At 71.3% G+C, this 24,679-nt stretch carries 22 protein-coding genes; 9 read left to right on the top strand and 13 right to left on the bottom strand.

Annotated elements, in window-relative coordinates; genetic code table 11:
• Nucleotides 1–108 precede the first annotated feature (108 nt).
• The 5 genes from OG746_RS16540 (at nt 109) to OG746_RS16520 (ending at nt 5,588) form a co-directional block, all read left to right on the top strand.
• Nucleotides 109–1,146: a glycosyltransferase family 2 protein gene (locus OG746_RS16540; RefSeq protein ID WP_266715373.1), complete on the top strand. Its 1,038-nt coding sequence runs from the start codon at nt 109–111 to the stop codon at nt 1,144–1,146.
• A 68-nt stretch (nt 1,147–1,214) separates the two neighbouring features.
• Nucleotides 1,215–2,282, top strand: a complete 1,068-nt coding sequence (locus OG746_RS16535) for a glucose-1-phosphate thymidylyltransferase (protein ID WP_266715372.1) — start codon at nt 1,215–1,217, stop codon at nt 2,280–2,282.
• Nucleotides 2,279–3,253 (top strand): dTDP-glucose 4,6-dehydratase, encoded by a 975-nt coding sequence (rfbB, locus tag OG746_RS16530; protein WP_266715371.1) that lies wholly within the window; start codon nt 2,279–2,281, stop codon nt 3,251–3,253. Before OG746_RS16535 ends, rfbB begins: the two co-directional genes overlap by 4 nt.
• 108 nt (nt 3,254–3,361) lie before the next feature.
• Nucleotides 3,362–3,580 carry an MbtH family protein gene (locus OG746_RS16525; protein ID WP_266715370.1) on the top strand — a complete coding sequence of 73 codons (219 nt, stop codon included), beginning with the start codon at nt 3,362–3,364 and terminating at the stop codon, nt 3,578–3,580.
• 238 nt (nt 3,581–3,818) lie between these two features.
• Entirely contained in the window at nt 3,819–5,588 is a 1,770-nt protein-coding gene (locus OG746_RS16520; RefSeq protein WP_266715369.1) for an AfsR/SARP family transcriptional regulator, read from the top strand.
• 28 nt (nt 5,589–5,616) lie between these two features.
• On the opposite strand, the gene OG746_RS16515 is transcribed toward OG746_RS16520, so the two are convergent.
• Nucleotides 5,617–6,405, bottom strand: coding sequence for a 4'-phosphopantetheinyl transferase family protein (locus tag OG746_RS16515; protein WP_266715368.1), 789 nt, complete (start codon nt 6,403–6,405; stop codon nt 5,617–5,619).
• Between the two features lie 47 nt (nt 6,406–6,452).
• On the bottom strand, nt 6,453–7,379 hold the full coding sequence (locus OG746_RS16510; protein WP_266715367.1) for a TauD/TfdA family dioxygenase: 927 nt from the start codon (nt 7,377–7,379) through the stop codon (nt 6,453–6,455).
• A gap of 346 nt (nt 7,380–7,725) precedes the next feature.
• On the opposite strand from OG746_RS16510, the gene OG746_RS16505 reads away from it, so the two are divergent.
• Nucleotides 7,726–8,256, top strand: coding sequence for a flavin reductase family protein (locus tag OG746_RS16505; RefSeq protein ID WP_266715366.1), 531 nt, complete (start codon nt 7,726–7,728; stop codon nt 8,254–8,256).
• Nucleotides 8,257–8,333: 77 nt separating this feature from the next.
• Here OG746_RS16505 and OG746_RS16500 read toward each other — a convergent pair whose 3' ends face one another.
• Complete coding sequence (locus OG746_RS16500) at nt 8,334–9,254, bottom strand: LuxR C-terminal-related transcriptional regulator (protein ID WP_266715365.1); 921 nt, start codon at nt 9,252–9,254, stop codon at nt 8,334–8,336.
• A 328-nt stretch (nt 9,255–9,582) separates the two neighbouring features.
• Nucleotides 9,583–9,810, bottom strand: coding sequence for a hypothetical protein (locus tag OG746_RS16495; RefSeq protein WP_266715364.1), 228 nt, complete (start codon nt 9,808–9,810; stop codon nt 9,583–9,585).
• 420 nt (nt 9,811–10,230) lie between these two features.
• Here OG746_RS16495 and OG746_RS16490 point away from each other — a divergent pair, with 420 nt between their 5' ends.
• Nucleotides 10,231–10,449 carry an MbtH family protein gene (locus OG746_RS16490; RefSeq protein WP_266715363.1) on the top strand — a complete coding sequence of 73 codons (219 nt, stop codon included), beginning with the start codon at nt 10,231–10,233 and terminating at the stop codon, nt 10,447–10,449.
• Between the two features lie 100 nt (nt 10,450–10,549).
• Here the strand turns inward: OG746_RS16490 and OG746_RS16485 are convergent, their stop codons facing one another.
• From OG746_RS16485 to OG746_RS16455, 7 genes are all read right to left on the bottom strand, one after another.
• Nucleotides 10,550–10,849 (bottom strand): acyl carrier protein, encoded by a 300-nt coding sequence (locus OG746_RS16485; protein ID WP_266715362.1) that lies wholly within the window; start codon nt 10,847–10,849, stop codon nt 10,550–10,552.
• 157 nt (nt 10,850–11,006) lie between these two features.
• A complete protein-coding gene (locus OG746_RS16480; protein WP_266715361.1) occupies nt 11,007–12,689 on the bottom strand; it encodes an acyl-CoA dehydrogenase family protein in 1,683 nt (560 codons plus the stop codon).
• A complete protein-coding gene (locus OG746_RS16475; protein WP_266715360.1) occupies nt 12,686–14,491 on the bottom strand; it encodes an acyl-CoA dehydrogenase family protein in 1,806 nt (601 codons plus the stop codon). Before OG746_RS16475 ends, OG746_RS16480 begins: the two co-directional genes overlap by 4 nt.
• Entirely contained in the window at nt 14,488–16,263 is a 1,776-nt protein-coding gene (locus tag OG746_RS16470) for a fatty acyl-AMP ligase (protein WP_266715359.1), read from the bottom strand. The genes OG746_RS16475 and OG746_RS16470 overlap by 4 nt, the downstream gene beginning before the upstream one ends.
• 59 nt (nt 16,264–16,322) lie before the next feature.
• Nucleotides 16,323–17,006 (bottom strand): thioesterase II family protein, encoded by a 684-nt coding sequence (locus tag OG746_RS16465; RefSeq protein WP_266715358.1) that lies wholly within the window; start codon nt 17,004–17,006, stop codon nt 16,323–16,325.
• 321 nt (nt 17,007–17,327) lie between these two features.
• Complete coding sequence (locus OG746_RS16460; protein WP_266715357.1) at nt 17,328–19,757, bottom strand: ABC transporter permease; 2,430 nt, start codon at nt 19,755–19,757, stop codon at nt 17,328–17,330.
• 5 nt (nt 19,758–19,762) lie between these two features.
• Nucleotides 19,763–20,533 (bottom strand): ABC transporter ATP-binding protein, encoded by a 771-nt coding sequence (locus tag OG746_RS16455; RefSeq protein ID WP_266715356.1) that lies wholly within the window; start codon nt 20,531–20,533, stop codon nt 19,763–19,765.
• 125 nt (nt 20,534–20,658) lie between these two features.
• On the opposite strand from OG746_RS16455, the gene OG746_RS16450 reads away from it, so the two are divergent.
• Both OG746_RS16450 and OG746_RS16445 read left to right on the top strand, forming a co-directional pair.
• Nucleotides 20,659–21,876, top strand: a complete 1,218-nt coding sequence (locus OG746_RS16450) for a sensor histidine kinase (protein WP_266715355.1) — start codon at nt 20,659–20,661, stop codon at nt 21,874–21,876.
• Nucleotides 21,861–22,508 (top strand): response regulator, encoded by a 648-nt coding sequence (locus tag OG746_RS16445; RefSeq protein ID WP_266715354.1) that lies wholly within the window; start codon nt 21,861–21,863, stop codon nt 22,506–22,508. Before OG746_RS16450 ends, OG746_RS16445 begins: the two co-directional genes overlap by 16 nt.
• Nucleotides 22,509–22,656: 148 nt before the next feature.
• On the opposite strand, the gene OG746_RS16440 is transcribed toward OG746_RS16445, so the two are convergent.
• Nucleotides 22,657–23,601: a TauD/TfdA family dioxygenase gene (locus OG746_RS16440; protein ID WP_266715353.1), complete on the bottom strand. Its 945-nt coding sequence runs from the start codon at nt 23,599–23,601 to the stop codon at nt 22,657–22,659.
• 14 nt (nt 23,602–23,615) lie between these two features.
• Complete coding sequence (locus OG746_RS16435) at nt 23,616–24,656, bottom strand: MupA/Atu3671 family FMN-dependent luciferase-like monooxygenase (protein ID WP_266715352.1); 1,041 nt, start codon at nt 24,654–24,656, stop codon at nt 23,616–23,618.
• Nucleotides 24,657–24,679 lie beyond the last annotated feature (23 nt).

Genomic DNA, 24,679 nt, shown 5'->3' with positions numbered 1-24,679 from the left:
GTCGGCGCCGTGCGTATGGGCACCGTGCGTATAGGCACCGTGTAGGCAGAACTCCGAAGGTACCCAGGACGGCACGACGGCCGTCTTGAGGAGTCTGCGAGGAAGCCCTTGAGCACGGCAGCGATAGATGTGATCTGTCCGGCCTGGAACCGGTCCGAGGCCATCCGCACGACCATCGACAGTGTGCTCGCCCAGACCTTCGAGGACTGGCGCCTGATCGTGGTGTCCGACGGCTGCACCGACGACACCGACGACGTGGTGCTCTCCTACGAGGACGAGCGCGTCCAGCTGATCCGCACGGAGCGGCACGGCCATCCCGGAGGCCCCCGCAACATCGGCCTGGCCGCCTCCACGGCACCGGCCATCGCCTACCTCGACTACGACGACGAGTGGCTGCCCGACCATCTGGCCGTGCTGCAGCGCGAGTTCGACGCCGGGGCGCGCCTTGTGGCGACGGCGAGCATCGGCATGAACGAGCAGGGCGAGGAGGAGTACCGATCGCACCCGCTCAACGGCCTGTGGCACCCGAAGCTGCAGCTCCTGTGGCCGCTGTACGAGCCGTCGCGCGTCGGCCACGTGCGCGGGCTCCCCGAGAGCGTCGGCGGCTGGACCACCGACCACACCGGAATGGAGGACTGGGACCTGTGGCTGCGGCTCGCCGACGCCGGAGAGCGCTTCACCACGGTGTTGGACCGCACCGTCCGGATGCTGCTGCGCGACACCTCGCGCCGCCGGACCATGACCGTCAGCCACCGCCTCGTCCTGGGCACCCTCCCCGACGAGGCGGCCTGCACCAAGCTCACCGAAGCCGTCGGGACACCCGCGGTGCAGGACGAGCTGCGCGCGTGCTTCGCGGACGAGATGCTCCGCTTCTACCGGGCGATCGCCGACGCCGGTGAGCTGGTGACGCCGCACGGCATGAGCGCCGACGAGGCCCTGGCCGGCCTGGAGAAGTTCGTCACCGACCCCGCCGTGCCCATGCTGCGCGAACTCTCCTACGTGGCAGAGGAAGGCGGCTTCGCGGTCGTCCATCCCCTCCAGTGCAGCAGCGACCCGCACGCCGAACGGCTCCGGGAGTTCCTGCGCCGCCACGACGCCGGCCGGCACGTGATCGTGCGCCGGCTCATCCGGACGGTCGGCGCCTGACACCGCCCCTGCCCCTGAACCGATGCACCGACCCTGAGCGACTCGACAGCAACGTACGGAGACCCCCGATGAAAGCTTTGGTCCTGGCCGGCGGCTCGGGTACCCGGCTGCGTCCGATCACGCACACCTCGGCCAAGCAGTTGGTGCCGGTGGCCAACAAGCCGGTGCTCTTCTACGGCCTGGAGGCGATCGCCGAGGCCGACATCATCGAGGTGGGGATCATCGTCGGCGACACGGCCGAGGAGATCCGCGAAGCGGTCGGTGACGGCGGTCAGTTCGGCCTGAAGGTCACCTACATTCCGCAGGCATCCCCGCTCGGGCTCGCCCACGCGGTGAGCATCGCCGAGGAGTTCCTCGGTGACGACGACTTCGTGATGTATCTCGGTGACAACTTCGTCGTCGGTGGCATCAGGAATCTCGTCGACGCGTTCCGCGCCGAGCGGCCCGACGCGCAGATCCTGCTCACCCGGGTCCTCGACCCGTCCGCCTTCGGGGTCGCGGAGCTCGACGACCACGGCCAGGTCGTAGGTCTGGAGGAGAAGCCGATCCGGCCCAAGAGCGATCTGGCTCTGGTCGGGATCTATCTCTTCACCCCGGCGATCCACGAGGCGGTGCGCTCCATCGAGCCCTCCTGGCGAGGGGAGTTGGAGATCACCGACGCGATCCAGTGGCTCATCGATCAGGGCAGCCCGGTACGGTCCACCGCGATCACCGGCTACTGGAAGGACACCGGGAACACGGCCGACATGCTTGAGGTGAACCGCTCGGTCCTCGACACTCTCGAACCGGCGGTGCACGGTCGGGTCGACGACCGGTCCGAACTCATCGGGCGGGTCGTGATCGAGGAGGGCGCCGAGGTCATCGGCAGCCGGATCGTCGGTCCTGTGGTGATCGGTGAGGACACGGTGGTGCGCGACGCCTACATCGGTCCCTACACGTCGGTGTCCGCCAACTGCCGTATAGAGCAGAGCGAGATCGAGTACTCCATCGTCCTGCGCGGTTCCTCGGTCCGTGGTGTCCGTCGCGTCGAGGCCTCCCTCATCGGCCGCGACGTCGAGGTGACACCGGCCCCCCGCGTCCCTTCCGCCCACCGGCTCGTGCTCGGTGATCACAGCAAGGTGCAGATCTCGTCATGAGCAGCAGAATTCTCGTCACCGGCGGCGCCGGCTTCATCGGTTCTCACTACGTGCGCACCCTGCTCGGGCCCGAGGGGCCGGGTGACGTCTCGGTCACCGTCCTCGATCTGCTCACGTACGCCGGTAATCCGGCGAACCTCGACGAGGTCCGCGCCCATCCCGACTTCGCCTTCGTCGAGGGCGACATCTGCGACGCCGACCTCGTCGCCAAGCTCATGGCCGAGCACGACGAGGTGGTGCACTTCGCGGCCGAGTCGCACGTCGACCGCTCGATCGAGGACGGCTCCGCGTTCGTGCGGACCAACGTGCTCGGTACACACACCCTGCTGGAGGCGGCCCACCAGGCAGGCGGCCGCAGGTTCGTGCACGTCTCCACGGACGAGGTCTACGGCTCGATCGACGTTGGTTCCTGGCCGGAGACCGACCCGCTCGCCCCCAACTCGCCCTACTCCGCCGCCAAGGCCTCCAGCGACCTGCTCGTCCTGGCCTACCACCGCACCCACGGCCTGGACGTCCGGGTCACCCGCTGCTCCAACAACTACGGGCACCATCACTATCCCGAGAAGCTCATCCCGCTGTTCGTGACGAACCTGCTGGACGGCAGGAAGGTCCCGCTGTACGGCGACGGCGGCAACGTGCGCGACTGGCTGCACATCGACGACCACGTCCAGGGCATCGAACTCGTCCGCACCAAGGGCCGGGCCGGTGAGGTCTACAACATCGGCGGCGGCACCGAACTGTCCAACAAGGAGCTCACCGGCCTGCTCCTCGACGCCTGTGGCGCCGACTGGGAGGGCAGCGTCGAACACGTCGCCGACCGTAAGGGCCACGACCTCCGGTACTCGGTGGACTGCACCAAGATCCGCCGAGAACTCGGTTACGCGCCCCGCAAGGACTTCCGTGAGGGGCTCGCCGAGACCGTGCGGTGGTACCGGGACAACCGTGCCTGGTGGGAGCCCCTGGCCCGGTAGTCGTCCCGGGGGCCGTCCCGCGGCCTATACCGGTGGGCGCAGGATTCGTATAGGGCGGGCGCGGAGGATCGTACGGATCACAGTTGTCGACGCGAATGAGGTGGAACCATGGCGAATCCTTTCGAGAACGATGAAGCGTCCTATTACGTGCTCGTCAACGACGAGGGGCAGCACTCCCTGTGGCCGGCGTTCGCGGAGGTCCCGGCCGGGTGGCTGACCGTGCACGGCGAGGACACGCGCGCTGCCTGCCTGGAGTACGTGGAGCAGAACTGGATCGACATGCGGCCGCTCAGCCTGGTGCGGGCGATGGCCGGCTCGGTGTCCTGATCCGGCTGCCCGTGGGGGCCGTGGTGGCAGTCGCCGCCGCGGCCCCCACGCGTACTCCGGGCTCGACCTGTCCAACGCATCACGGTGTCGGCTGCACACGGCGCACTGCTCGCAAGGAGCTGTCAGTGCAGCCTCCTGACAGGGCCGAGACCCCCCAAACAAGCCAAGGCCCTCACAGACTGGTTGGCGGAAATGCGTCCAACCAGGGGGTGCCATGGAGTTCCGAATTCTGGGTCCGGTGGAAGTCCGAAGAGACGGCGAAGCCATCGTTCTGTCGGGAAGCAAGGTCAAGACAGTGCTCGCGGCTCTGCTGCTGGCCAAGGGGCGGGTCGTCTCCGACGCGCAGCTGAGCCGGCTGCTGTGGGGGTGGAGCCCGCCCGTCACCGTGAGCGCGCAGATCTACACCTACATCTCGCGGTTGCGGATGCGGCTGGGCGACGACGTGCGGATCGTGCGCCAGTTGCCGGGTTACGCGCTCGACGTCGGCCACGCCCGGATCGACTTCCTGGAGTTCGAACGACTCAGCCGGCTCGGTACCGAGGCGCAGGAGGCGGGCGACGTGGAGCGGGCCGGTGCGCTTCTGCGCGACGCGCTGGAGCTGTGGCGGGGGCCGGCCCTGTCGAACGTCACCGAGTTCCTGGCCGATTCCGAGCTTCCTCGCCTGGAGGAGACCCGGGCGGTGGCACTGGAGCACCGGATCGAAGCGGATCTGGAACTCGGCCGGCATCGCGGGCTGGTTCCCGAACTCACCTCCCTGGTCGCCGAGTTCCCGGTGCGGGAGCGGATGCGGGCGCAGCTCATGAAGGCCCTCTACCAGTGCGGGCGGCAGGCCGATGCGCTCACCGCGTACCACACGGGTCGCCGAGTGCTGGCGGACGAGCTGGGGGTCGACCCCGGTGCCGAGCTGACTGCCGTGTACCAGGCCGTGCTGACCGGAGGCCCGGCGGTTGCCCTTCCGGTCCGGGGCGCGGTGGTGCGCACGGCGCCGCCCAGTACGCTCCCCGCGGACATACCGGAATTCACCGGTCGCGAGGCCGAGTTGGCGGCACTGCGTCGGCTGCTCCCGCCGGCCGAGGGACGCTCGTGGCACACCCGCCGGTTCCTGGTGACGGGCATGCCGGGCATCGGCAAGACCGCTCTGGCCGTGCGGTCGGCCAACGAGTCTCTGGATGCCTTCCCCGACGGTCAGTTGTACGTGAATCTGAGCCACCCGGACGGCCTGCCGATCGATCCGCGCGATCTCCTGGTCGGGATGCTGCGCTCTCTCGGGGAGCCGATGGGCGCCGGCGAGTCGGATCTCGACGAGCTGGTCAGGATGTACCGGACCCGGACCGCGGGGCGTCGGATCCTCATCCTCCTGGACAACGCGGTCAGCGAGCTGCAACTCTCACCGCTGCTGCCCGGGGCGCCCGAACCGGCGGTACTGATCACCAGTCAGACGCTGCTCGGACCGATCGGCGGCCTGCACACCCGTGTTCTGGGGCCGCTCAGTGCGCAGGAGAGTCTGCAGATGCTGACGGCGTCCGTGGATCCGGCGCGCATCGCCGCGGAGCCGCAGCCCGCGAGGGACATCGCCCAGTACTGCGCGGGACTGCCACTGGCCGTGCGGGTCGTGGCGACACGGCTCGCGGCCCGGCCGAGTTCCTCGCTGCGTCGTTTCGCGGACCGTCTCGCGGATCCGGGCAGCCGTCTGCGGGAGTTGGAGGTGCGTGGCCTGTCCGTGCCGCGCAGCCTGGAGGCGTCGCTCGGCCGTCTGGACCACGAACAGCGCAGGCTGCTCCTGCTACTGCCGCGGCTCGACGGGGAGGTGTTCTCCGTGCGCTCGGCGGCCCGGTCACTCGGTCTCGGGGCGGCACCCCTGGAGGTGACGCTGGAGTCTCTGGTCGATCAAGGGCTGCTCGGCTTCTCCGACGAGCCCGACGAGCCGGTGTACCGGCTCAACAGTCTGGTGCGACTGTTCGCGGAGACGAGCCGCTCTGTCCTGGAGGTCGAGCAGTCCGCGGCCTGAGGTGCGTGGGGCCCGGCGTGCGGGCGTGTCAGGTACGCGGCGCCGGGCCACTGTCCGGTACGGGCACCACGGCGGTGGCGGGCCCGGCCGGATCGACCAGGAGGACCGGGCCGCGGGTGTCGGGTTCCGTGGCCAGGGCGCCGAACCGGTCGGAGCCGAGCGGCAGATCGCGTACCAGCCACACCTGTGGTCCGCGGGTCTCGGTGTGCCGCACGGACACGGGCGCGGGCTCGTGGGGGCGTACGTCCACGGACCGCAGGTCCGCCACCACGCCCACTCCGCTCGCCTTGACCACGGCTTCCTTGCGGGTCCAGGCACGGTAGTAGGTGGCGGTGCGCGCCGCTTCGTCGGGCAGGCTCTTCAGGTACCGCAGTTCGGACGGTGACATGACGGCGGACGAGGTCGTCCAGAGGTCACCGGCGGGTCGCGCGGTCTCCAGGTCGACTCCCACGGGCCGCTGCGCGGACACGGCGAGCAGCCAGTGCGGCCCGGAGCGCGACAGGTTGAAGTCGAGTCCCGTGCCGGGCACCACGAGTCGGGGCCTGCCGTGCGCCGGATCCGGGCAGCGCGGGCAGGGCCAGCGGCCCACCCGCAGTTCGCGGGGGTCGGCGTCGAGATAGCCCGCGAGAATGCGCCGTACCTCGGCGTGCACCTTCGCGTAGCGCGTGCCGATCGGCGCGGCGCGGCGGGCCGCGATCGCGCGCTCGTCGGGCGAGAGCAGCGCGAGAGCCGCGGGGTCGAGCTGATCGGACACCTTGCCCTGCCAGACATGGACGGCATCGGTCTCGCGCAGGGTCCGGTACGAAGCTCCGTGCATGAACAGGCTCCTGGCAGGGGGGTTGGGGCCGTGCGGCCTAAGGGCCATCAGTTCGACATGGCGACGCAGATGCGGCGCGCCCCGGTGAAGGGACGGCGGCCGTGGGCGAGGGACACGTTGTCGAGCAGCATCAGATCACCGCGGTTCCAGGGGATGTCGACGGCCGTGGCGATACCGCGGCCGCAGATCTCGGTCACCGTGTGTCCGGGGATGGCGGATCCGTCCGCGAAGGTGGCGTTCCAGGGCAGTTGCTCCTCGGGCAGCATCCGCCACAGCACCTCGCGGGGGCCCGAGCCGGCCGGGTGCCAGCGGTGGATCTGGTTGAACCACACTTCGGATCCGGTGATCGGATGTCTGACGGTGGCGGGCAGGACCCGCGAGACCTGGATCCCACCGTCCGCCTTCCAGACCCACTCGTCACCGGTCCCGTCGAGGAACAGCTCGACCTGTTCGCGGCGGTCGGTGCCGAAGGCGCCCTGCCAGCTCTCGCCGATTCCGGAACCGTCGTGGAAGTAGCGGACGTAGCGCACTCCGGGAAGCAGACGTTCCCGCAACGCGGGGTCGAGAGCGGCGAGCCAGCCCTCGGCGTCGACCACCATGCTTTCGCCGCCGGTGAGCGGTGCGGTGTCGCAGTACATGGCGAGGCGTGTGGGCCAGGCGTGGGCGGCGCTCATCTTGTGGTAGGGCCAGACGGTGGTCTCCGGCCGGCCGGTCTCTGTGCGGAAGACGGCGTCGACGGTGCGGCCACACGCTCCCGCGTCCTGTCCCGACCTGTTCGGGAGCAGCTGGGCGAGTACGGCGGAGAGGGATTCGGCCGTGACGTCGAACCCCCTGAAGACCAGGGCCTTCTCCTCGGCGAGCAGCCCGGTGAGCTCCCGCGGCCCCAACTCCGACAGACGTTGCACCAGTTCTTCGGGGCCGCCGATGCCCACCGGGTCGATCTCCAGCGGCGTCCAGTTCTCCAACCTCACCACACGGCCTTTCTCCGACATCTCACCAGGAAGGCCGGTGGGGGGACAGGACGGTGTGCCGACGGCCTACAAACACGTCGCTCATCAAAGGGCGCCCACCTACGGCATTCCTATGGCGCGGGCACAGCTGGGACGGCGGCTGCGGGGCGGGCAGGCCCCGCCCGGAGAGACGGGGTGGCCGGGTGGCACGGCAGCGGGTGGCCGCGCTCAGGCGTCGAGGATGCCACAGGCAGTGCGGCCGGGCCGAACTGTCGCGTGTAGACCCGGTGTAGGCGACGCGGGGACCGTGAGCACCCGGTGTACGCCCCGCGGCGCGGCGCCCGCCGCCCCCCTGCTCTGTGAGGTTCGCGTGAACTCGACCGCCACCGCCCTCCGTTTCGACCGGAGCCGCTTCCGTGATGTGCTCAGCCGCTTCTGTACGGGCGTGACGATCGTCTCCGCCGTGCACGACGGCAGACCGGTCGGCTTCGCCTGCCAGTCATTCGCCTCGCTCTCCCTCGATCCGCCGCTGGTGTCCTACGCGGTGGCCGAGACGTCCACGACCGGCCCCCGGATCGAACAGGCGGGGGCCTTCTGCGCGACGGTGCTGGGGGCCGATCAGGGCGATCTGTGCCGCGGGTTCGGCCGGTCCGGGGCGGACAAGTTCGCCGGTGTGGCCTGGAGTCCGGCCGACGGCACGGGGTCACCGCGGATCGCCGGCGGTCTGGCCTGGGTGGACTGCCGGGTCGAGACCGTGATCCCCGCCGGGGACCACCGGATCGTGGTGGGCCGGGTGGTGGACCTCCACACACCGGAGAACGCCGAGGACGCCGGCCCGCTGCTGTACTACCGGGGAGGGTTCCTCGGTCCGCACACCGTGCCCGGCCCCGCGGCCGCCTGAGCGCCCGGCGCGGGGCGAGCATGCCCGGCCGCCGTGTCCGGATGTGCTCGGCCCGGGCGGGCGGCGGCGCCGCAGGTTCAGCAGTCGGCCATCCGGCTGTCCGCGGAGGTGTCCGCGACCTCGGGCGGTGACAGGTCGAGCAGGTCGGCGAGGCCGTCCCCGGGCGTCCCGTCCGCGTCCGGGTGCTCACCGAGCCAGCCGAGATGGACCGCTCGCAAGCCCGCCTGGAAGCGGCTCCTCGCGCCGAGCCTGGCCATCAGCTCCGCGGTGATCCGGCGGCCGGTGCGCACCGACACCCCGAGCTTGCGCGCCACTCCTTCGTCGGTGAGGCCTTCGCTGAGCAGCTGCAGGACGGCTCTCTCCTGGCCCGTCAGGCCTCGGGCGTCGGTGCTGGTGCGCTGCTTGCGGGCGGTGGTGACGGGCGCTGCCCGCTCCCACACCATGCGGAAGAGCTCGGACAGGATGGCCAGTGTCCCCCGGCCCCGGAAGAGCAGCGCACCCTCGGCGCTGTTGTCCGGATCCATGGGTACGACGGCCGCCTCCCCATCGAAAATAATCATGCGGGCGGGCAGCGAGGCCACGGTGCGGACATCGTTGCCAAGGCCGACCAGCCAGCGCGCGTGGGCCACCGTCGCGGGGTCGTTGTAGATGCTGTCCAGGTAGATGGTTCGCATACCGACACCCCGGTCCCGCAGCGCCTCCGTCAGGGGACGGCTCGCCTCGCGGTTGTCCGAGGTCTGGTGCCCGCCGGGGGCGAAGGCCACGAGACTGCGGGTGCAGTCGGCGCTCAGCTCCTGTATGCGGTCGCGAATCCGGTCGAGGCCCTGCAACTGCTCGACCTCGTTGCGCTCGCTGCGGCTGCGCTGCGCCGCGAACTCCTCGGTCAGCCGGGCCACTTCCACCCGCGTCTCGGCTATCTGACGCTGCCGGGTGAGCAGATCCGACTCCTGCCGGGCGAGGAGGGCCTGGAGGGCGACGTCGGGACTGACCGCGCGCACCCGGCCCGGATTCTCCCAGGAAGGCCGGATCAGGCCCAGGCGAACGCACTCGTCCAGCGCTCCCCTCACCATCTCCCCAGGTCGGCCGACCAATGTGGCCAATTCTTCGACCGATCCCCCCGAGCCCAGTAAAGAAGCTCTGTAGACCTCTGTTGCCACCGCACTCAAACCGATGGGCTCAAGCACCCCGTCCCCCCACCCCGTTGAACGAAAGTCCTAATCCAGGCCTGTCGCGACGGCGGCAGAGTAACACGCCTTCCAGACAGGCGAGTTTCGCCGGAACGGACTTCTTGGAGCGGGAGAACGGGCCGTCAGGAGCAATGGAGGATCAACGGGTGGAGTTTGCGATTCGCTGCCAGCCGGGCTCTCCCGGCACCTCCTGCAGGCCCGGGTCGCCGGGGAGTTCGGAGATGGTCTCGCCGGCCTTCGACGACGGGGTCTGCCAGCCGGGCTCCCCCTCCCCGGCGAAGGCGCCACCGACGGTGACGGGTCCGAGCGCGAGCGCGATCACGGCGACGGCGACGACGGAGACCTTCTGGAATGCCGCGGACCTCATTGATGAACTCCTCTTTGTGGGGCGAGCCGAACGTCTGCACTTTCCGTTTGCACCCGGCGTTCGCACCCGATTCGGGACGTCGCCTCGGCACGAGATGATTCTTGCCTCGGCGATCCGTTCATCTCCAGTAATCGGCCTGTCAGCCTGTTGCGTTGGCAGTGAACTGACAGCGCCCGATCTCCCCCGTGCAGAGCTCTCCACCCTGTTCACCACTACTGTCAGCGGAATGTGGAACCTCATCCACCGGATATCCGGATCGGTCCGGTCCGGGCATTTGACTGCCTGTCGCCTCTCCTTCTTTTGCCCGGTGGCAGTTTGTGGCCAGGAAAATGGGAACTGCAGGTGCCGTAGGAAAGTTGTAGATCCGGGCCCCAGGATCATGCCGACCCCATTTCCGCACGCGCTTTATGAGGTGGCACCGTGGCCAATCCGTTCGAGAACGACGAGGCGTCGTACTTCGTACTCGTGAACGACGAGGGCCAGCATTCGCTGTGGCCGGCATTCGCCGAGCTCCCCGAAGGCTGGCGGAAGGCGCACGGCGAGGACACGCGCGCGGCCTGTCTCGCGTACGTGGAGGAGAACTGGACCGACATGCGTCCGCTCAGCCTGGTCCGCGCGATGGCCGGTGACGCGGCCTGAATCCACGGGACGCGAAGGGGGCCGCGGTGGGAGATCCACCGCGGCCCCCTCGCGTGTGACCGGGCCCCCGGGAGGGAGGGCTGCCCGAGGGCCCGGTCCGTCAGGCGGCCTGCGGCCGTTCGGCCGCACCGGTCGCCCCGCCCAGCTCGGCCGCCAGGAACTCGGCGAGCTGGGCGATGGTCGGGTAGTCCCATATCGCGGTGGGGTCGACGACTGTCCCGAGCTGCTCCTCCACGTCGGCGGCGAAGGCCACCACGGCGATGGAGTCGAGCCCGTACTCGCCGAGCTGACGGTGCGGGTCGACGGGCTCCGTGACGTCCGGCAGGTACTCCGCGACGCGGTCGGTGAGCCAGCTCTGGAGCTGGGAGGGGGTGGTGGGGTCGAAGGCGAACGTGGTCATCAGGGTCTCCTCGGAGTCGCGCTGCGGGTGGCCGCTCGGCCGCGGTGCCGAAACGGTGTGTGTGGGGGCGGGGCGTCGCCGCCGGGGAACTCGCTTCCGTACAGCGACAGTTCGGGGCGGTGGGACCGTGGCCGGGCACGGTGGCCGGGCGGCCGGCTCACGCGTACGACCGTGCGTCGAGCCCGAAGGACAGGTGGCGGTCGTCCCGGTCCGTCAGCTCCACGATCAGCGCGTCCTCGACCTCCGCAGGCAGCTGCGCGCCCGAGGGCCGGTCCACGGCGGACAGCCGGGTCAGCGCGGCCACCAGCCACTCGGGCCGGGCGAGGAAGTCGGCGTCCACTGCCGTCCGTTGGACGCCCAGGCACGCGGCGGCGGCGAGCGCCACGGTGTAGCGCGCCGCGAGCCGGCGTACGGGCACCTCGGCGTCGATGGCCAGTTGCCGCGGCCGCAGGGACGTGCCGGCCTCCGTGAGCGCGGCGAAGGCGCGCACGTGGTCCTCGGCGAGCGGACGTACGGTGGCGGGCAGTTCCTCGTCGAGCACGGTGCCGAGGGAGGCCGCCAGACAGTCCCGGCCGCCCGAAACCAGCCGCAGGGCGGTCAGGTCGAGTGCGGGCAGTTCGGCCTCCGCGCCGAACAGGGCGTCCGGGGCCGGGGCCGGATCGCGCGAGCAGCGGCCGAGGAGCCCCGGCAGCTGGGGCAGCAGGGCGGACAGGCAGGCCGCCCTGGCGATGTGGCCGAAGGCGACCGGCTTGACGTCCCTGGCGAGTTTCTGGAACACGGCGTGCTCGCCGTCGCGCCGGTAGAACTCCGAACCCATCACGGTGGAAAGGCGCTCCACTGCGTCCGTGAGGATCCCCGCGACCAGGTACTTCACCGCGGGCGCGTGCACGCTGCCGGACTCGGGGCACAGCTGCAGGGCGCGAGTCGCCGCCCGCGACAGCGCCTCGCAGACCAGAAGGTCGGCGAAGGTCTCGGCCAGGGCCGACCGCACGACGGGAATGACCGCCGCCTGCCGGCCGTAGAGCATGCGCCGCCGCGTGTGGTGCAAGGTGACACGAAGGGCCGTGTCGAGCAGGGCGGTGGTCATCGCCGGCATGGCCATCCGGGTCACCTGGAAGGCGCGGGCGGCCGTTTCGATGCCGGTACCCTCGGCGCCGAGCACCACGCTGCCGGGCACGTGCAGGCCGTCCACCTCCATGCCGCCGAGGCGTACGCCGCGCATGCCGACGGAGCGGAACCGCGGCAGCTGCCGTACCCGCGCCGGGTCCAGCCGGTCGGCGGTGAGGAACAGCTGTGACCGCGAGCGCGGACCGTCCTTCTCGCCGGTACGGGCCAGGACGACCAGGGCGTCGGCCCGGTCCAGGTTGGCGATGGACTCCTTGCGTCCGCTCAGCCGCAGCCCGCCGTCGGCGCGGCGGGCTGCGAAGGCGTTGGCCGCGATGTCGTTGCCGTGGGCGAGCTCGTGGAAGGCGCAGGCGATCCTGCGGTTGTCGAGCAGCAGGTCGGCCGCGGCGCGGTGCTGCTCGGGCGAACCGGCGGTCCACACGTTGACGGTGGCCAGGAGCTGACCGGCCCGGCCCAGCCCGAGGGCCGGGTCGCGCCGGTACACCGAGCGCATCAGCTCGACCATGTGGTCGACGCGTTCGAGGCGGCCGCCGAGCGCGGTCGGGACGAACTCGGCGTGCACGCCGAAGTCGTCCAGGGCGGACTCGGCCGCGGCGGCGGTCTCCTCGCGTTCGTCGGCGGCCACGGCCGCCGCGAAGCCGGCCGGGTTGCGGGCGTCCCAGGGGTCACCCAGGAGCTTCTCCAGATGGTCGGTACGGGAACCGATGTCGATCATGCGGCCTCCACCTCGCCGGCGCGTGGGATGTCCGTCGCGGGAGCGTCGGGCAGGGACGCCGAGGCGTCCTCTTCGTCGGTGCCGAGCAGCGTCGCCGGGGCGTCCGGCACGGCGGCCAGGAGTGTGCCGAGCTCGACGAACACCGGCGCCGCGTCGGCCGGAGCGGCGTCCAGGGCTTCGAGGCTCAGGGCCAGACAGCCGCGCAGCCACAGGCCGCCGCCCCACACCCCGTCGCGCAGCCGGGGCCGTGCGCGGTACAGGGCGAGCGCGGCGGCACCCGCGAAACACCACTCGTAGCGCTCGGCGAGCCGCATGGCGGCGGTGCTCGGCGCGCCCGCGGCGGGACGCAGCGCGCCGATGTCGGCGCTCAGCCGCTCGCTCGCGGCGAGCAGCGCGCGGGCGAGGCCGACCGTCGGCGACTCGCCCTCGTCGGCGGCCAGTTCGGCCACCAGGGCGGGCAGTGCGCCGAGCACATCGTCGCGCGGGGCCAGCAGGCGCAGGCGGTCCGCGTCGAGCGGATCGAGGGGATGATCCTCGCGCAGCCAGCGCGCCGGGGACCCGGCGTCGTCCGGGGCGGGCCGCCGTCCCGGACGCAGCAGGGGCAGTACGGCGGCGAGTCCGGCCCGGTTGACCCACGTGCTGCCGTCGAAGAGGGGGACGACCTGGTGGTCCCGCTCCAGCTTGGCGAAGCCGCCGTATCCCTCGACGTCCGTGAAGAAGCCACGGGCACCCAGCAGGTCGCCGATCAGCCGGAGTTGGCCCTGGATCAGGCTCGGGACGAACGCCTTGGTGACGGCGGAGACCACGCTCAGCTGCTCCGGGATCCGGTGGGCGGCCCGGGCGGCCGTGTGGGCCACGACCTCGGCGAGGAACTGCCGGGCCAGCGCCCGCCCGGCGACGTCACGGGCGTGCGGCAGGTCGGCCAGGCCGCGGCCGTACAGGCGTCGTTCGCCGAGGAAGCGGCGCAGCAGCCCCAGGGCGTGGTCACCCGCCCCCAGGGAGAGCGACACGCACACGATGCGGGTCAACTGCAGGGATTTGAGGACCAGTTCGATGCCGCTGCCCACCGCGCCGACCACGGCATGGGCGGGCAGCCGGGCATCGTCGAACTCCAGGCCGCTGATGTCGGCTCCGCGGATGCCGTGGGTGGGCATCTTGGGCAGCGCGCGGACGGTGCCGGCCGCAGTGGCGCGCTTGTCGAGCAGGAAGACGGTGAATCCCCGGGCCCCGCCGCCCGGTTCGGTGCGCGCGAGGACGCACATCAGGTTGCCCCGGGTGGCGTTGTTCACCGGCCACTTCCGGCCGTTCAGGCGCCAGCCGGAGCCGTGCCGGGTGGCGGTGAGCGAACCGGCGAGCAGGTCGCTGCCGCCGCCCGGTTCGGTCAGCCCCCACGCCACCGGTTCGCCCGCGAGGACCTGACGGGCCAGCAGATGGGCGGGGCCTTCCTCGTCGGCGGCCCACACGCAGACGCCACCGAGGAAGGTCTTGCCGTGGGCCACAGCCACGGTGAGATCGCGGGCCGCGATCCGGCGCAGCAGCGCGATGAACTCCTCCAGGCGTTCCTGGCGCCCGCCGTAGCGCGCCGGAACGTAGAACTCCGGGAGCCCCCAGGCGTCGAGCGCGGCGCACGCCTCGGTCGGGAAGCTCTCCGTCTCCTCGTGCGCGGCGAGCAGCGCGGGATCGAAGGGCCCGCCCGCCCGGGACCAGTCGGCCAGAGACTTCCGCAGGCCTGCGGCGGTGGGGCGCACGTCCGCCGTGGCGTCCCGCGCAGGGGCCTGCGGAAGTCTGGGGGGCGCGGTCATGCGTGCTCCCCCACCGCGAGGGCGACGGCCTGCGCCGCCGGGTAGCCGTCGGCCCACAGCGGCTCAAGCTCGCCGTTGGCGTACAGGCTGCGCATGGCGCCGCGCTGGACCTTGCCGCTGGTGGTGCGCCGGACCGCGCCGCGGCGCATCAGGAGCACGGCGTCGGCGCGCAGGCCGAACTCGCGGGCCACGGTCAGGCGCATGCTCGCCGCAAGGCGGGCCAGTTCCTCCTCCGGGGAGCGGCGCCGGACCTCGTGGATGACGACGAGGCGGCCCTCGGTGTCGTCGGCGCCGGCCGCGACGGAGACGACCGAGCCGACGGTGTCGCGCAACTCCTCGTGCTGACGGCGCAGTTCGTGCTCGATGTCGTGCGGGTAGATGTTCCGGCCCCGGACGATCATCATTTCCTTGATCCGGCCGGTGACGTAGATCTCGCCGTCCACCAGGGCACCGAGGTCGCCGGTGCGCAGCCATGCCCCGGCGTCGTCCCGGTCGTTCGCCACGCGGTTGCCGAACGTGGCCTCGGTGGCCTCAGGGTTGCGCCAGTAGCCGTTCACCACGAGCTCCCCGCGCAGCCAGATCTCGCCGACCGAGCCCTCCGGCAGGGCTTCGCCGGTGGCCGGGTCGACGATGCGGGCCTCCAGGTGACGGGGCTCGCCGCAGCTGACCAGCGTCCGGCCGGTGCCGTCGGCCGACGGCACCACGTGGCCGGCTTCGAGCGAGCCGGTGTCGGCGCTGAACACGCGCGGCACACGGCCCGACGTCGTCGAGATCATCAGAGTGGTCTCCGCCATGCCGTAGCAGGGCGTGAGCTGGTCCGGGCGCAGTCCGGCGGGCGCGAAGCGCTCCGCGAACTCCTGCAGGACGCTTGCCTTGACGGGCTCCGAGCCGCTGATGGTCCGGGTCCAGCGGGACAGGTCGAGACCGGCTATGGAGTCCTCTGGGACGCGGGTCAGGCACAGCTCGTAGGCGAAGTTGGGGGCGGCGGACAGGCCGATGTCGAAGTGGTCGACGAGTTCCAGCCAGGCGCGCGGGCGGCGCAGGAAGGCCGCCGGGGTCATCAGGGCGATGCCGCGGCCGGCCAGGAGCGGGGTCAGGATGTGCCCCATCAGGCCCATGTCGTGGTAATTGGGGATCCAGCCGCCGTAGCGCTGGCCCTCGCGCACCGGCAGGTAGGTGTCGATCGCGAGGGCGTTGAGCAGCAGGTTGCGATGGGTGACCCGGGCGCCCTTGGGGTCGCTGGTGGAGCCCGAGGTGTACTGGAGCAGCGCCAGGTCGTGCGGGGCGGCCGCGTGCGGGACGAAGGACTCGGCAAGCGGCTCCGGGTCGACGTCCGGGATCAGTACCGGGACGTCGAGGTCCTCCGCCGCGGCCCAGGTGAGCACGTCGTCCAGTTCGTCGGGCCCGGTGAGCACCGCCCCGATCCCCGCGTCGCGTGCGATCGCGCGCACCCGGCGCCGGTCCTGCTTGTAGCGGCCCGGCATCGAGGAGGGCACCGGCACAAGGCCGGCGTAGAAGCAGCCGAGGACGGCGACGACGAACTCGGCGGAGTTCGGCAGCAGGAGCAGGGCACGGTCGCCGGGGCGGCAACTGCTCAGCAGGTCCACGGCGCAGCCGCGGGCGGCGCGGTCGAGCTGGTCGTAGGTCACCCATTGGGTGGTGGCGGGGTCGGAGGGGTCGGGCACGATCGCGACGGCGCTGAAGTCGCCGCGGGTGCGTGCGTGCTCGGTGAGGATCTCGACGACGTTCGAGGCACCGGACAGGTCAGCCATGCTGCGCGTACTCCTGTGTCGTGGGGTCGCCGCGGCGCGCTCGGCACCGGGCGTGTGGGTCAGGAACGGCGGCCGGGGAGCCAGGGAGCGATCTGGTCGAGCACCGGCTGCTCGTCATCGAGGTAGAAGTGGCCGCCGGGCAGGACACGGGTGCCGAAGGCGTTCCCCGCGACGGCCCGCCAGTGGGTCAGCTGCTCGGGCGAGACGTCCGGGTCGTCACTGCCGCCGAGCACCAGCACGGGTGCGCGCACCGGGACCGGCGGGGTGCGGAGGTATCCGGCCACCACGCCGAAGTCGGCGCGGATGGAGGGCAGGACCAGCTCCAGGATCTCCGGGGAGTCGAGCAGATCGGTGAAGTCGTCGTTGAGCCGGCGCAGTTCCTCGATGAGGCCCGCGTCGTCCAGGATGTGCCGGTCGTGGTTCTCTCGCTCATGCGGGGCACGCGAACCGGAGACGGCGAGCAGGTCCACGACCTGTCCGTGTCGGCGTTCGAGTTCGAGGGTGACCTCGTAGGCGACGACCGCGCCCATGCTGTGGCCGAACAGGGCCAGTGGTTCGCCGAGGAAGGGTTCGAGGGAGTCGGCGACCGGGCCGACCAGGTCGTCCATGGTGGCCGGCGGGGGCTCGCCGAGCCGGTCCTGCCGGCCGGGGTACTGCACGCCGTGCACCTCGACGTCGGCCGGCAGACCCGCAGGCCAGGTGCGGTAGGCCTGTGCGGTGCCGCCGGCATGCGGGGCACACACGAGGCGGCACCTGGGCCGCGTCACCCGGCGGAACGTCCTGAGCCACCGTGATCGCGTGTGCAGGTCCTCAATGGTCACTGTCTTCGCCTCTCGTCGCGCTTGCGCCCACCAGCACAACCACCGGCGCTATCCGGCCTCTATAAGCGCGTGCGGAGGCGGTGGTCGCGCGGGGCGTCGGGAGAGCCGTCAGGGAGGACGTGACAGGTGTCGTGGGACATGCCGAAGCGGCGGCCCCGGAGTTGCTCCGGGGCCGCCGCTTCGTGGTGCGGTGCTGATCCTCTCGGTGGTGCCGTGCTGGTCCTCGCGTGGTCCGCGGCCGCCTCAGACCGCCTGCCGCTTCAGCGTCTTCGACGTGACCGCGACTCCGGCGAGCAGCGCCGCCACCAGGGTGCCGATGATCGCGAGGACCACGACGCCCGAGTTCAGGTGCAGGCCGACGTCCGAGGAGGTGGCCTCGGAGAGACCGGCCGCCATGCCGGCCAGCGGGGGCAGCGTCACCAGCACACCCAGGGCCGCGCCGATGACGATGACCAGGGCCGTCTCGCCCGCCGAGGTGAACAGCAGCTGGCGGACGGTGCCACCGGCGGACTTCATCACCCCGAAGTCGCGGCGCCTGCCGTGCGCCGCCATGGCCATGGAGTTGGCGACGGCGATCACGCTGTAGCCGACGGCGATCACGATCAGCATCATGGCGAGGGACTCGGTGAGCTTGGCGTCGGTGTTGTAGTCGGCCAGCGCGTACTGGGCGGCGTCGTGCAGAGCGACTCCGGGGGCCGCGGCAGAGGCCTTGGCGCCGCCCGGGACGAAGATGTCGTCGGTGAGCGCGGCCGGGTCGTGGGCGCGGACCAGGTCGCGGGCGACCACGAAGTCACCGCGGGCCGGGTCGTCGGGCAGCACCTGGGAGACACGCAGGGTGACCGTGGCGCCGTCCGCGAACCGGACCGGGACCTCCTGGCCCTGCTTCAGACCCAGGTCGCCGGCCATCTTCTCGCCGAGGACCGTCTCGCCCGGCTTGTCCCACTTCGCGTCCCGGCTGCCCAGGACGTCCAGGACGGTGGGCTTCCCGGCGTTCTCGCTGTTCTCGGCGTTCTCAGCGTTCTCAGCGTTCTTGCCGTGCTTCGTCTCGACGAAGGCGCGGGTCGGCAGGGCGGCCTTGCCCACGGGGTTGTCGGCGACGACCTCGTCGGTGTTGCCGGGGGTGCCGTCCGGCGTGACGATCGTCTGGCCCGCGACCTTCAGCGCCTCACCGGCCGGGTAGGCGACCCGCATGGTCGACACCATGCCGCTGAGCAGGACCGCGAAGCCGACGGCGGCGATCACCGGGGCCACCAGCGAGGCGGCGCGGCGCGGGTTGGCGACCAGCTCGGCCCGGATGAGGACCGGAGCGGCCTTGCCGCCGCGCTGGAACGGCGCGGTCAGGAACCGGCCGACCGGACCGACGAACGCCGGGGTGAGCAGGGCCGCCGCGACGATCAGCGTCATCGTGGCGAAGATCGCCATGTTGATGCGGTTGTCGGCGGTCGACGTGGCGGTCCCGATGGCGAGCACAACACCCAGGCCGAGGACGGACAGACCGGCGATCCAACGACCGCGCCCCATGCCCTTGTTGGCCGAGCGGCTGTCGAGCAGCGCCTCGATGGGGGCGACCTTGGCGGCCTTGCGGCCCGCGCTCCAGGCACCGATGACGCTGACCCCGATCCCGACCAGGGAGCCCGTGAGCAGCGGCCATGCGGCGACGGTGATCTCCATGTCGGGCGGCGTCACGTCCAGGCCCTTGAGGAGGGAGAGCAGCATCGGCGTGGCGGCCACGCCCGCCAGGCAGCCGGCGATCGAACCCGCGAGCCCGACCACGGCGGCCTCGCCGAGGATCATGCGGCGGATCTGCTTGGGCGAGGCGCCGATGGTGCGCAGCAGGCCGATCTCCCGGCGGCGCATCCCGGTGGACAGGACCAGCATGGAGGCGACCACGAACACCGTGGTGAACAGGCCCAGGAGGGCCATGGCGCTGATCAGCTGGACGCCCAGGAAACGCTTGTGCTCGATGTACTCGGGCTGCAGTTCGGAGCGGCCGTCGCCGGAGACCACGCTGCCGTTGTCGCCGATGATCTTCTTCGCACCGGAGGCGATCGCCGCGGTGTCGGCGCCCTTGGCGGGGATCAGGGCGATGTTGCTCACGCCCGGCTGCTGCCCGGCCGCGAACTTCTCGCTGAAGTAGTAGCCGGGGCCGTCCACCGTGCCGACGACCCGGAACTGCTCGCGGCCCTTGGTGATGTTGACGGTCAGTTCGCTGCCCACGGCGGCGCCGAGGTCACGGTCGACCACGACCTCGTCCGCGGCGGCGGGAGCATGGCCCGAGACCAGCCGGTACGGCGCCATCCGCGCACTGGCGAAGCCGTGCCCGGCCTCCTCGGCACCCTCGTCGGTGACGGGCTTGCCGCCCTTGACGGCCTGGGCGTAGAAGGAGCGGTCGACCACGGCGTGGGCGACGCCGGGGACCTTCGCAAGGCCGGAGACGAGCGGCTCCGCCTCGGACCTGCTCCACGGCATCCGGTCCTCGGGGCTGCCGTCGGCGTCGACGGCCTGCTTCGGCAGGGCGAGGGCCGCGGTGCCCTCGTAGCGGGGCTGGACCTTGGCGCGGGCCGAGTCGTAGATGACCAGGGTGGTGGTGATCAGGGCCACGCCGACCAGGACGGCGACGAAGGCACCGAGGAAACCCGACCAGCGTTCACGTACGTTCGCGAGGATCAGCATGTCGGTCAGGCCTCCAGCCGGGCCATGTGCGTGGCGATCGCGGCGGCGTTGTCGGCGCCGGCCTGTTGGTTGAGGGGGATGCGGTCGGCGATCCGGCCGTCCTTGAGGAAGACGACGACGTCGGCGTGGGCCGCGGCGACCGGGTCGTGGGTGACCATCAGGGTGGTCTGGCCCTCCCGGTCGACCAGCATCCGCATCATCCGCAGCACCTCGCGGGAGGTGACGGTGTCCAGGGCGCCGGTCGGCTCGTCCGCGAAGAGGACGTCGGGCCGGGTGATGAGTGCACGGGCGAGGGCGACGCGCTGCTGCTGGCCGCCGGACATCTCACTGGGGCGGTGCCCGGCGCGGTCGGCGAGCCCCACGGAGGCGAGCGCCGTGGCGACCTGCTCGCGGCTGACCTTGCGGCCGGCGAACCGGGAGGGCAGCTCCACGTTCTGCGCCGCCGTCAGGGACTCCACCAGGTTGAAGGCCTGGAACACGAAGCCGACGTGCTTGCGGCGCAGTTCGGTGCGCTGCATCTCGTTCTGCGCGCCGATGTCCACACCGGCCAGGACGATCTGTCCGTCGGAGGGCTGCTCGAGACCGGCCGCGCACTGCAGCAGGGTCGACTTGCCGGAACCGGAGGGCCCCATGATCGCGGTGAAGGTGCCGCGGCGGAAGGAGAGCGAGACGCCGTCCAGGGCGGTGACCTGTCGTCCGCCGGTGCCGTGGACCTTGCGCACGGCGTGGAGCTCGACCGCGTCCTGCGTGGGGGTGGTGTGGCTTGTCGTCGTCATGCCCTGATTCCACTGCACGGGGGGTGGTCGGGGCACTGACCCGCTCTCTACTCCTGCGGTAGAGGTAGCTCTACCTCCCGGGCTTCCCGGAGATCCACGAGAGACCGGATGGGTACGTTGGCCGTATGCAACCCACAACGGCCTGGCAGGCCATGGCTCAGCGGCCGCTGAGCTTCCTGACCTCCAGCTGGCCCTGGCGGTCCCTGGCGTATCTGAGCGGTGGTGTCCTGGTCGGCGCCACGGCGGTGCTCGTCTTCACCCTCGGCCTGGCCGCGGGCCTGATCCTCCTGGTCGTACTGATCGGGGTCGCGCCCCTGGTCGGCCTGGTCTTCGCCTCGACCGTCGTCGCCACGGTGGAACGCCGCAGGCTGCGCCTGGTCGACCTCGACCACGTCAGCGACCCGCACCGGACCCCGGAAGTCCCGGGGCTGCGCGGCTGGGCCGCCACCCGGCTCAAGGAGCAGGCGACGTGGCGGGAGCTGATGTTCACTCTGCTGTCGGCCGTCGCCCTGTGGTGGCTCGACCTGTTGGTGCTCGGCTTCTCCTTCGGACTGCCGGCCACGACCATCGCCTCGACCGACGGCGACACCTGGCCGTGGACGGTGTTCGGCGTGCTCGTGCTGCTCTCCACGCCGTACACGGTGACTTCGTGGGCGGGGGCGCGCGCCGCCATGGCCCGTTCCTTCCTCGCCCCGCGCGACCGGGAGCTGGGCGAGGAGCTGCGCGAGGTGCGCGCCTCGCAGTCGCGGCTGCTCGACTCCTTCGACGCCGAGCTGATCCGCATCGAGCGGGACCTCCACGACGGAGCCCAGCAGCACCTGGTGTCGCTGGGCATGACGCTGGGCATGATGCGTCTGGACGCCGAGCCGGGCTCGTCCCAGGACGAGCTGCTCACCCAGGCCGAGCGTCAACTGTCCACGGCGCACATGGAGTTGCGGGCCCTGATCCGGGGCCTGAACCCGCCGGTGCTCGCCGACCACGGGCTCGTCGCGGCGATCCAGGACTACGCGGGCCGGTTCCCGATCCCGGTGACGGTGGATCTGAAGCTGCCCGAGCGGCTGCCCAGGAAGCTCGAGACGACGATGTACTACCTCATCAACGAGGCCATGACGAACATCGCCAAACACAGCGGCGCCGCGACCGCCGAGGTGCACGGTCGCTACCATTCCGATCTGTTGATCCTCGACATCAAGGACGATGGCCGGGGCGGCCTCGACCCCACGGGCAGCGGCGTGACGGGGCTCGCTGACCGGGTCACCGCTCTTGACGGCCGGATGCGGGTGTCGAGTCCGTCCGGTGGTCCCACCCTGTTGCACGTGGAGGTTCCGTGTCGCTTCGCCTGATCGTGGCCGAGGACGCCGTTCTGTTGCGCGAAGGCCTGATCGGACTGCTCGAACGGGTCGGGCACGAGGTGGCGGCGGCGGTAGGCGACGCCGACGCGCTGCTCGACGCGGTCCGCGCCGACCGTCCGGATCTGATCGTCACGGACGTACGGATGCCGCCGACGCTCGGCGACGACGGGCTGCGGGCGTCGGTCGAACTGCGCAAGGAGTTTCCCGGGCTGCCCGTGCTCGTGCTCAGCCAGTACGTGGAACGCTCGTACGCCCTGCGCCTGTTGGACTCGGGCGGCGGTGCCGGGGTCGGCTATCTGCTCAAGGAGCGGGTGAGCGCGGTGGCGGACTTCACGGCCGCGATCGAGCGGGTCGCCGCGGGCGGGACGGTGGTGGACCCCGAGGTCATCCACCAGCTGGTCCAGCTGCGCCAGGACCCGCTGGAGCGGCTCAGCGCCCGGGAGCGCGAGGTGCTCTCGCTGATCGCGGAGGGCCGCACCAACGCGAACCTGGCCAAGCAGCTGTTCATCAGCGAGGCGGCCGTGAACAAGCACATCGGCAACATCTTCACCAAGCTGGACCTTCCGGTGGCCACGGAAGGGCACCGACGGGTGCTCGCGGTCCTGGCGTACCTGCGGGCCTGACACAGCGGCGCTCCGGTACGGGCCGCCCGAACCGGGCCCACCGGCGAAGACCCCGCCCGCCTCCGGTGAGAGGCGGGCGGGGTCTTCGCGTTCGGGGACCGCCCCGCGGGGGTCTCCCGCGCCGGGGTCCGCCGTGCCGGGCGGCAGCTCAGTCGCACATGGCGACCAGGATGCGGCGCGTGCCCTCGAAGGGGCGACGGCCGTGGCCCGTGAGGACGTTGTCGATGACGAGCACGTCGCCCTCGTGCCAGTCGACGTCCACGGCCTGTTCCAGGCCGACGTCACGGATGTGCGTGACGTACTCGTCGGGTATGAGGCTGCCGTCCGCGAACGTGACGTACTGCGGGAACTCCTCGGGCGACAGGATGTCGTACAGCTCCTTGGAGGTCTCGTCGCCGAGGCCGGCCGGGTGCCACTGGTCGGCCTGGTTGAACCAGACCTCGACGCCCGTCACCGGGTGCGTCGTGGTGGCCTTGCGGTGCTGGACGATGCGGATGCCGTCCGGACCCCACTCCCACTCCGCCTCCGCGGCCGACAGATAGCGCTCCACCTCTGCCCGGTCGTCGGTCTCGAAGGTGTCCTGCCAGCTCTTGCCGAGGCCGTAGCCGTCGTGCAGGTTCTGCACGTAGCGGATTCCGCCGGCGAACGCCTCACGGACCTCGGGCCGCAGGGAGTCGAGCCACAGCTCGCCGTCCACGACCGGGGTCGCGCCGCCCGACTCGGCGGCCTTCTCGCAGTAGAAGGCGAGCCGCGCCGGCCAACGCCGGGCATAGTTCAGCTCGTTGTGCATCGAGATGGTGAAGCGCTGCGGGTACTCGGTCGAGGTGTAGAGGTTGCCCTTGACGCGGGTGCGCGGCGAGTTGCCGTGCACGTACGGCAGCCGGGTCGGCAGCAGCCGGTCGAGGACCGGGTCGATGGATTCCGGGGTGACCCCGAAGCCGCGGAAGACGAGCGCCTTGTGCTCGGTCAGCAGGTCGGTCAGGCCCTCGGCGCCGAGGGCGGTCAGGTGCGCTGCGAGGTCCCGGCCGTCTGCCTCGGCCTCGGTGATCTCGTGCGGGGCCCAGGTGAGGTTCTCGCTCAGGGTGGTGCTCATGACGTCTCCTGCTCCTATCGGGAGATGATCTCGTTCAGCTTGCCGAGCTTCTCGATGCCTTCGAGTACGGCCCTGGACTCCACACCGAAGTCCACCAGGCAGCCGACCTCGTCGACCCCCAGGGCCGCCACGTGCGGCAGCAGTTCGGCTGCCCGCTCCACGCTGCCGAAGAGGCCGCCGGTGTCGAAGTAGCGGTCGAAGGCGCGGGCGGCGAGGTAGTCCATGTCGTCGGCGTTGAGCTCGGACAGGTCCATGTCCTGGCCTGTGAACGACTTGGCGGTGAGGTTGGCGGAGCTCTTCAGGTAGTTGGTGAAGGGGCCCCGCACCTGCTCGCGGACCTGGTCCAGGTCGTCGCCGAGCAGGGTGTGCAGCATCAGCACGACGTGTCCGCTCCAGCCGTCGTGCTCCTCGGCGGCGACCCGTCGGTACTCGGCGATCTTTCCTGCGACCTCCTCCAGGGACTGGCCGAGCAGGTGGGTCAGGATGCCGGCCTTCATCCGGGCGGCGGCCCGGAAGGTGTCGACGCCGCCCGCCGAGGTCAGCCAGACGGGCAGCTCGGGCTGCACGGTGGGCGGATAGGCGCGGATGTCGACCGGCCGGCCGAGTCCGTCCGTCGTGGAGAGGGCCTCGCCGCGCCACAGCCGGCGGACCTCCTCGGCGGTGTCGCGGACCAGGGTGCGGCGGTCGGCGTGGTTCTCCGGGCGCAGCGCGAAGTCCACGGTGTTCCAGCCGGAGGCGAAGGCGATGCCCGCGCGGCCACCGGAGAGGTTGTCGACCACCGCCCACTCCTCGGCGATCCGCGCCGGGTGGTGCAGCGGGGCGACGACGCTGCCGGCCCGGATGCCCACCCGCTGGGTGCACATCGCCACGGCGGCGCCGAGCACGGCCGGGTTCGGGTAGGCGCCGCCGAAGGGGTCGAAGTGCCGCTCGGGGGTCCATACGGCGGCGAGCCCCGACCGGTCGGCGAGCTTCGCCCCCTCGATCAGCAGCTCGTACCGGCCGGCCTCCCCCGGCGCGGTCGAGTCGTGCGCGAAATAGAACAGGCTCAGGTCCATGGACGGTCCTTCGGGTGGTCCGG

This window comes from Streptomyces sp. NBC_01016 (assembly GCF_026341035.1).
In the GTDB taxonomy this organism is placed as follows: domain Bacteria; phylum Actinomycetota; class Actinomycetes; order Streptomycetales; family Streptomycetaceae; genus Streptomyces.
This window is presented reverse-complemented; position numbering and strand designations above follow the sequence as displayed.

Excerpts from the sequence above, each read along its gene's own strand:
- OG746_RS16525 (WP_266715370.1), top strand. The coding sequence starts at position 3,362 with ATGGCGAATCCTTTCGAGAACGATGAAGCGTCCTATTACGTGCTCGTC.
- OG746_RS16460 (WP_266715357.1), bottom strand. The coding sequence starts at position 19,757 with ATGCTGATCCTCGCGAACGTACGTGAACGCTGGTCGGGTTTCCTCGGT.
- OG746_RS16475 (WP_266715360.1), bottom strand. The coding sequence starts at position 14,491 with ATGACCGCGCCCCCCAGACTTCCGCAGGCCCCTGCGCGGGACGCCACG.
- OG746_RS16440 (WP_266715353.1), bottom strand. The coding sequence starts at position 23,601 with ATGAGCACCACCCTGAGCGAGAACCTCACCTGGGCCCCGCACGAGATC.
- rfbB (WP_266715371.1), top strand. The coding sequence starts at position 2,279 with ATGAGCAGCAGAATTCTCGTCACCGGCGGCGCCGGCTTCATCGGTTCT.
- OG746_RS16485 (WP_266715362.1), bottom strand. The coding sequence starts at position 10,849 with ATGACCACGTTCGCCTTCGACCCCACCACCCCCTCCCAGCTCCAGAGC.
- OG746_RS16535 (WP_266715372.1), top strand. The coding sequence starts at position 1,215 with ATGAAAGCTTTGGTCCTGGCCGGCGGCTCGGGTACCCGGCTGCGTCCG.
- OG746_RS16480 (WP_266715361.1), bottom strand. The coding sequence starts at position 12,689 with ATGATCGACATCGGTTCCCGTACCGACCATCTGGAGAAGCTCCTGGGT.
- OG746_RS16470 (WP_266715359.1), bottom strand. The coding sequence starts at position 16,263 with ATGGCTGACCTGTCCGGTGCCTCGAACGTCGTCGAGATCCTCACCGAG.
- OG746_RS16515 (WP_266715368.1), bottom strand. The coding sequence starts at position 6,405 with ATGCACGGAGCTTCGTACCGGACCCTGCGCGAGACCGATGCCGTCCAT.
- OG746_RS16495 (WP_266715364.1), bottom strand. The coding sequence starts at position 9,810 with ATGAGGTCCGCGGCATTCCAGAAGGTCTCCGTCGTCGCCGTCGCCGTG.
- OG746_RS16450 (WP_266715355.1), top strand. The coding sequence starts at position 20,659 with ATGCAACCCACAACGGCCTGGCAGGCCATGGCTCAGCGGCCGCTGAGC.
- OG746_RS16435 (WP_266715352.1), bottom strand. The coding sequence starts at position 24,656 with ATGGACCTGAGCCTGTTCTATTTCGCGCACGACTCGACCGCGCCGGGG.
- OG746_RS16455 (WP_266715356.1), bottom strand. The coding sequence starts at position 20,533 with ATGACGACGACAAGCCACACCACCCCCACGCAGGACGCGGTCGAGCTC.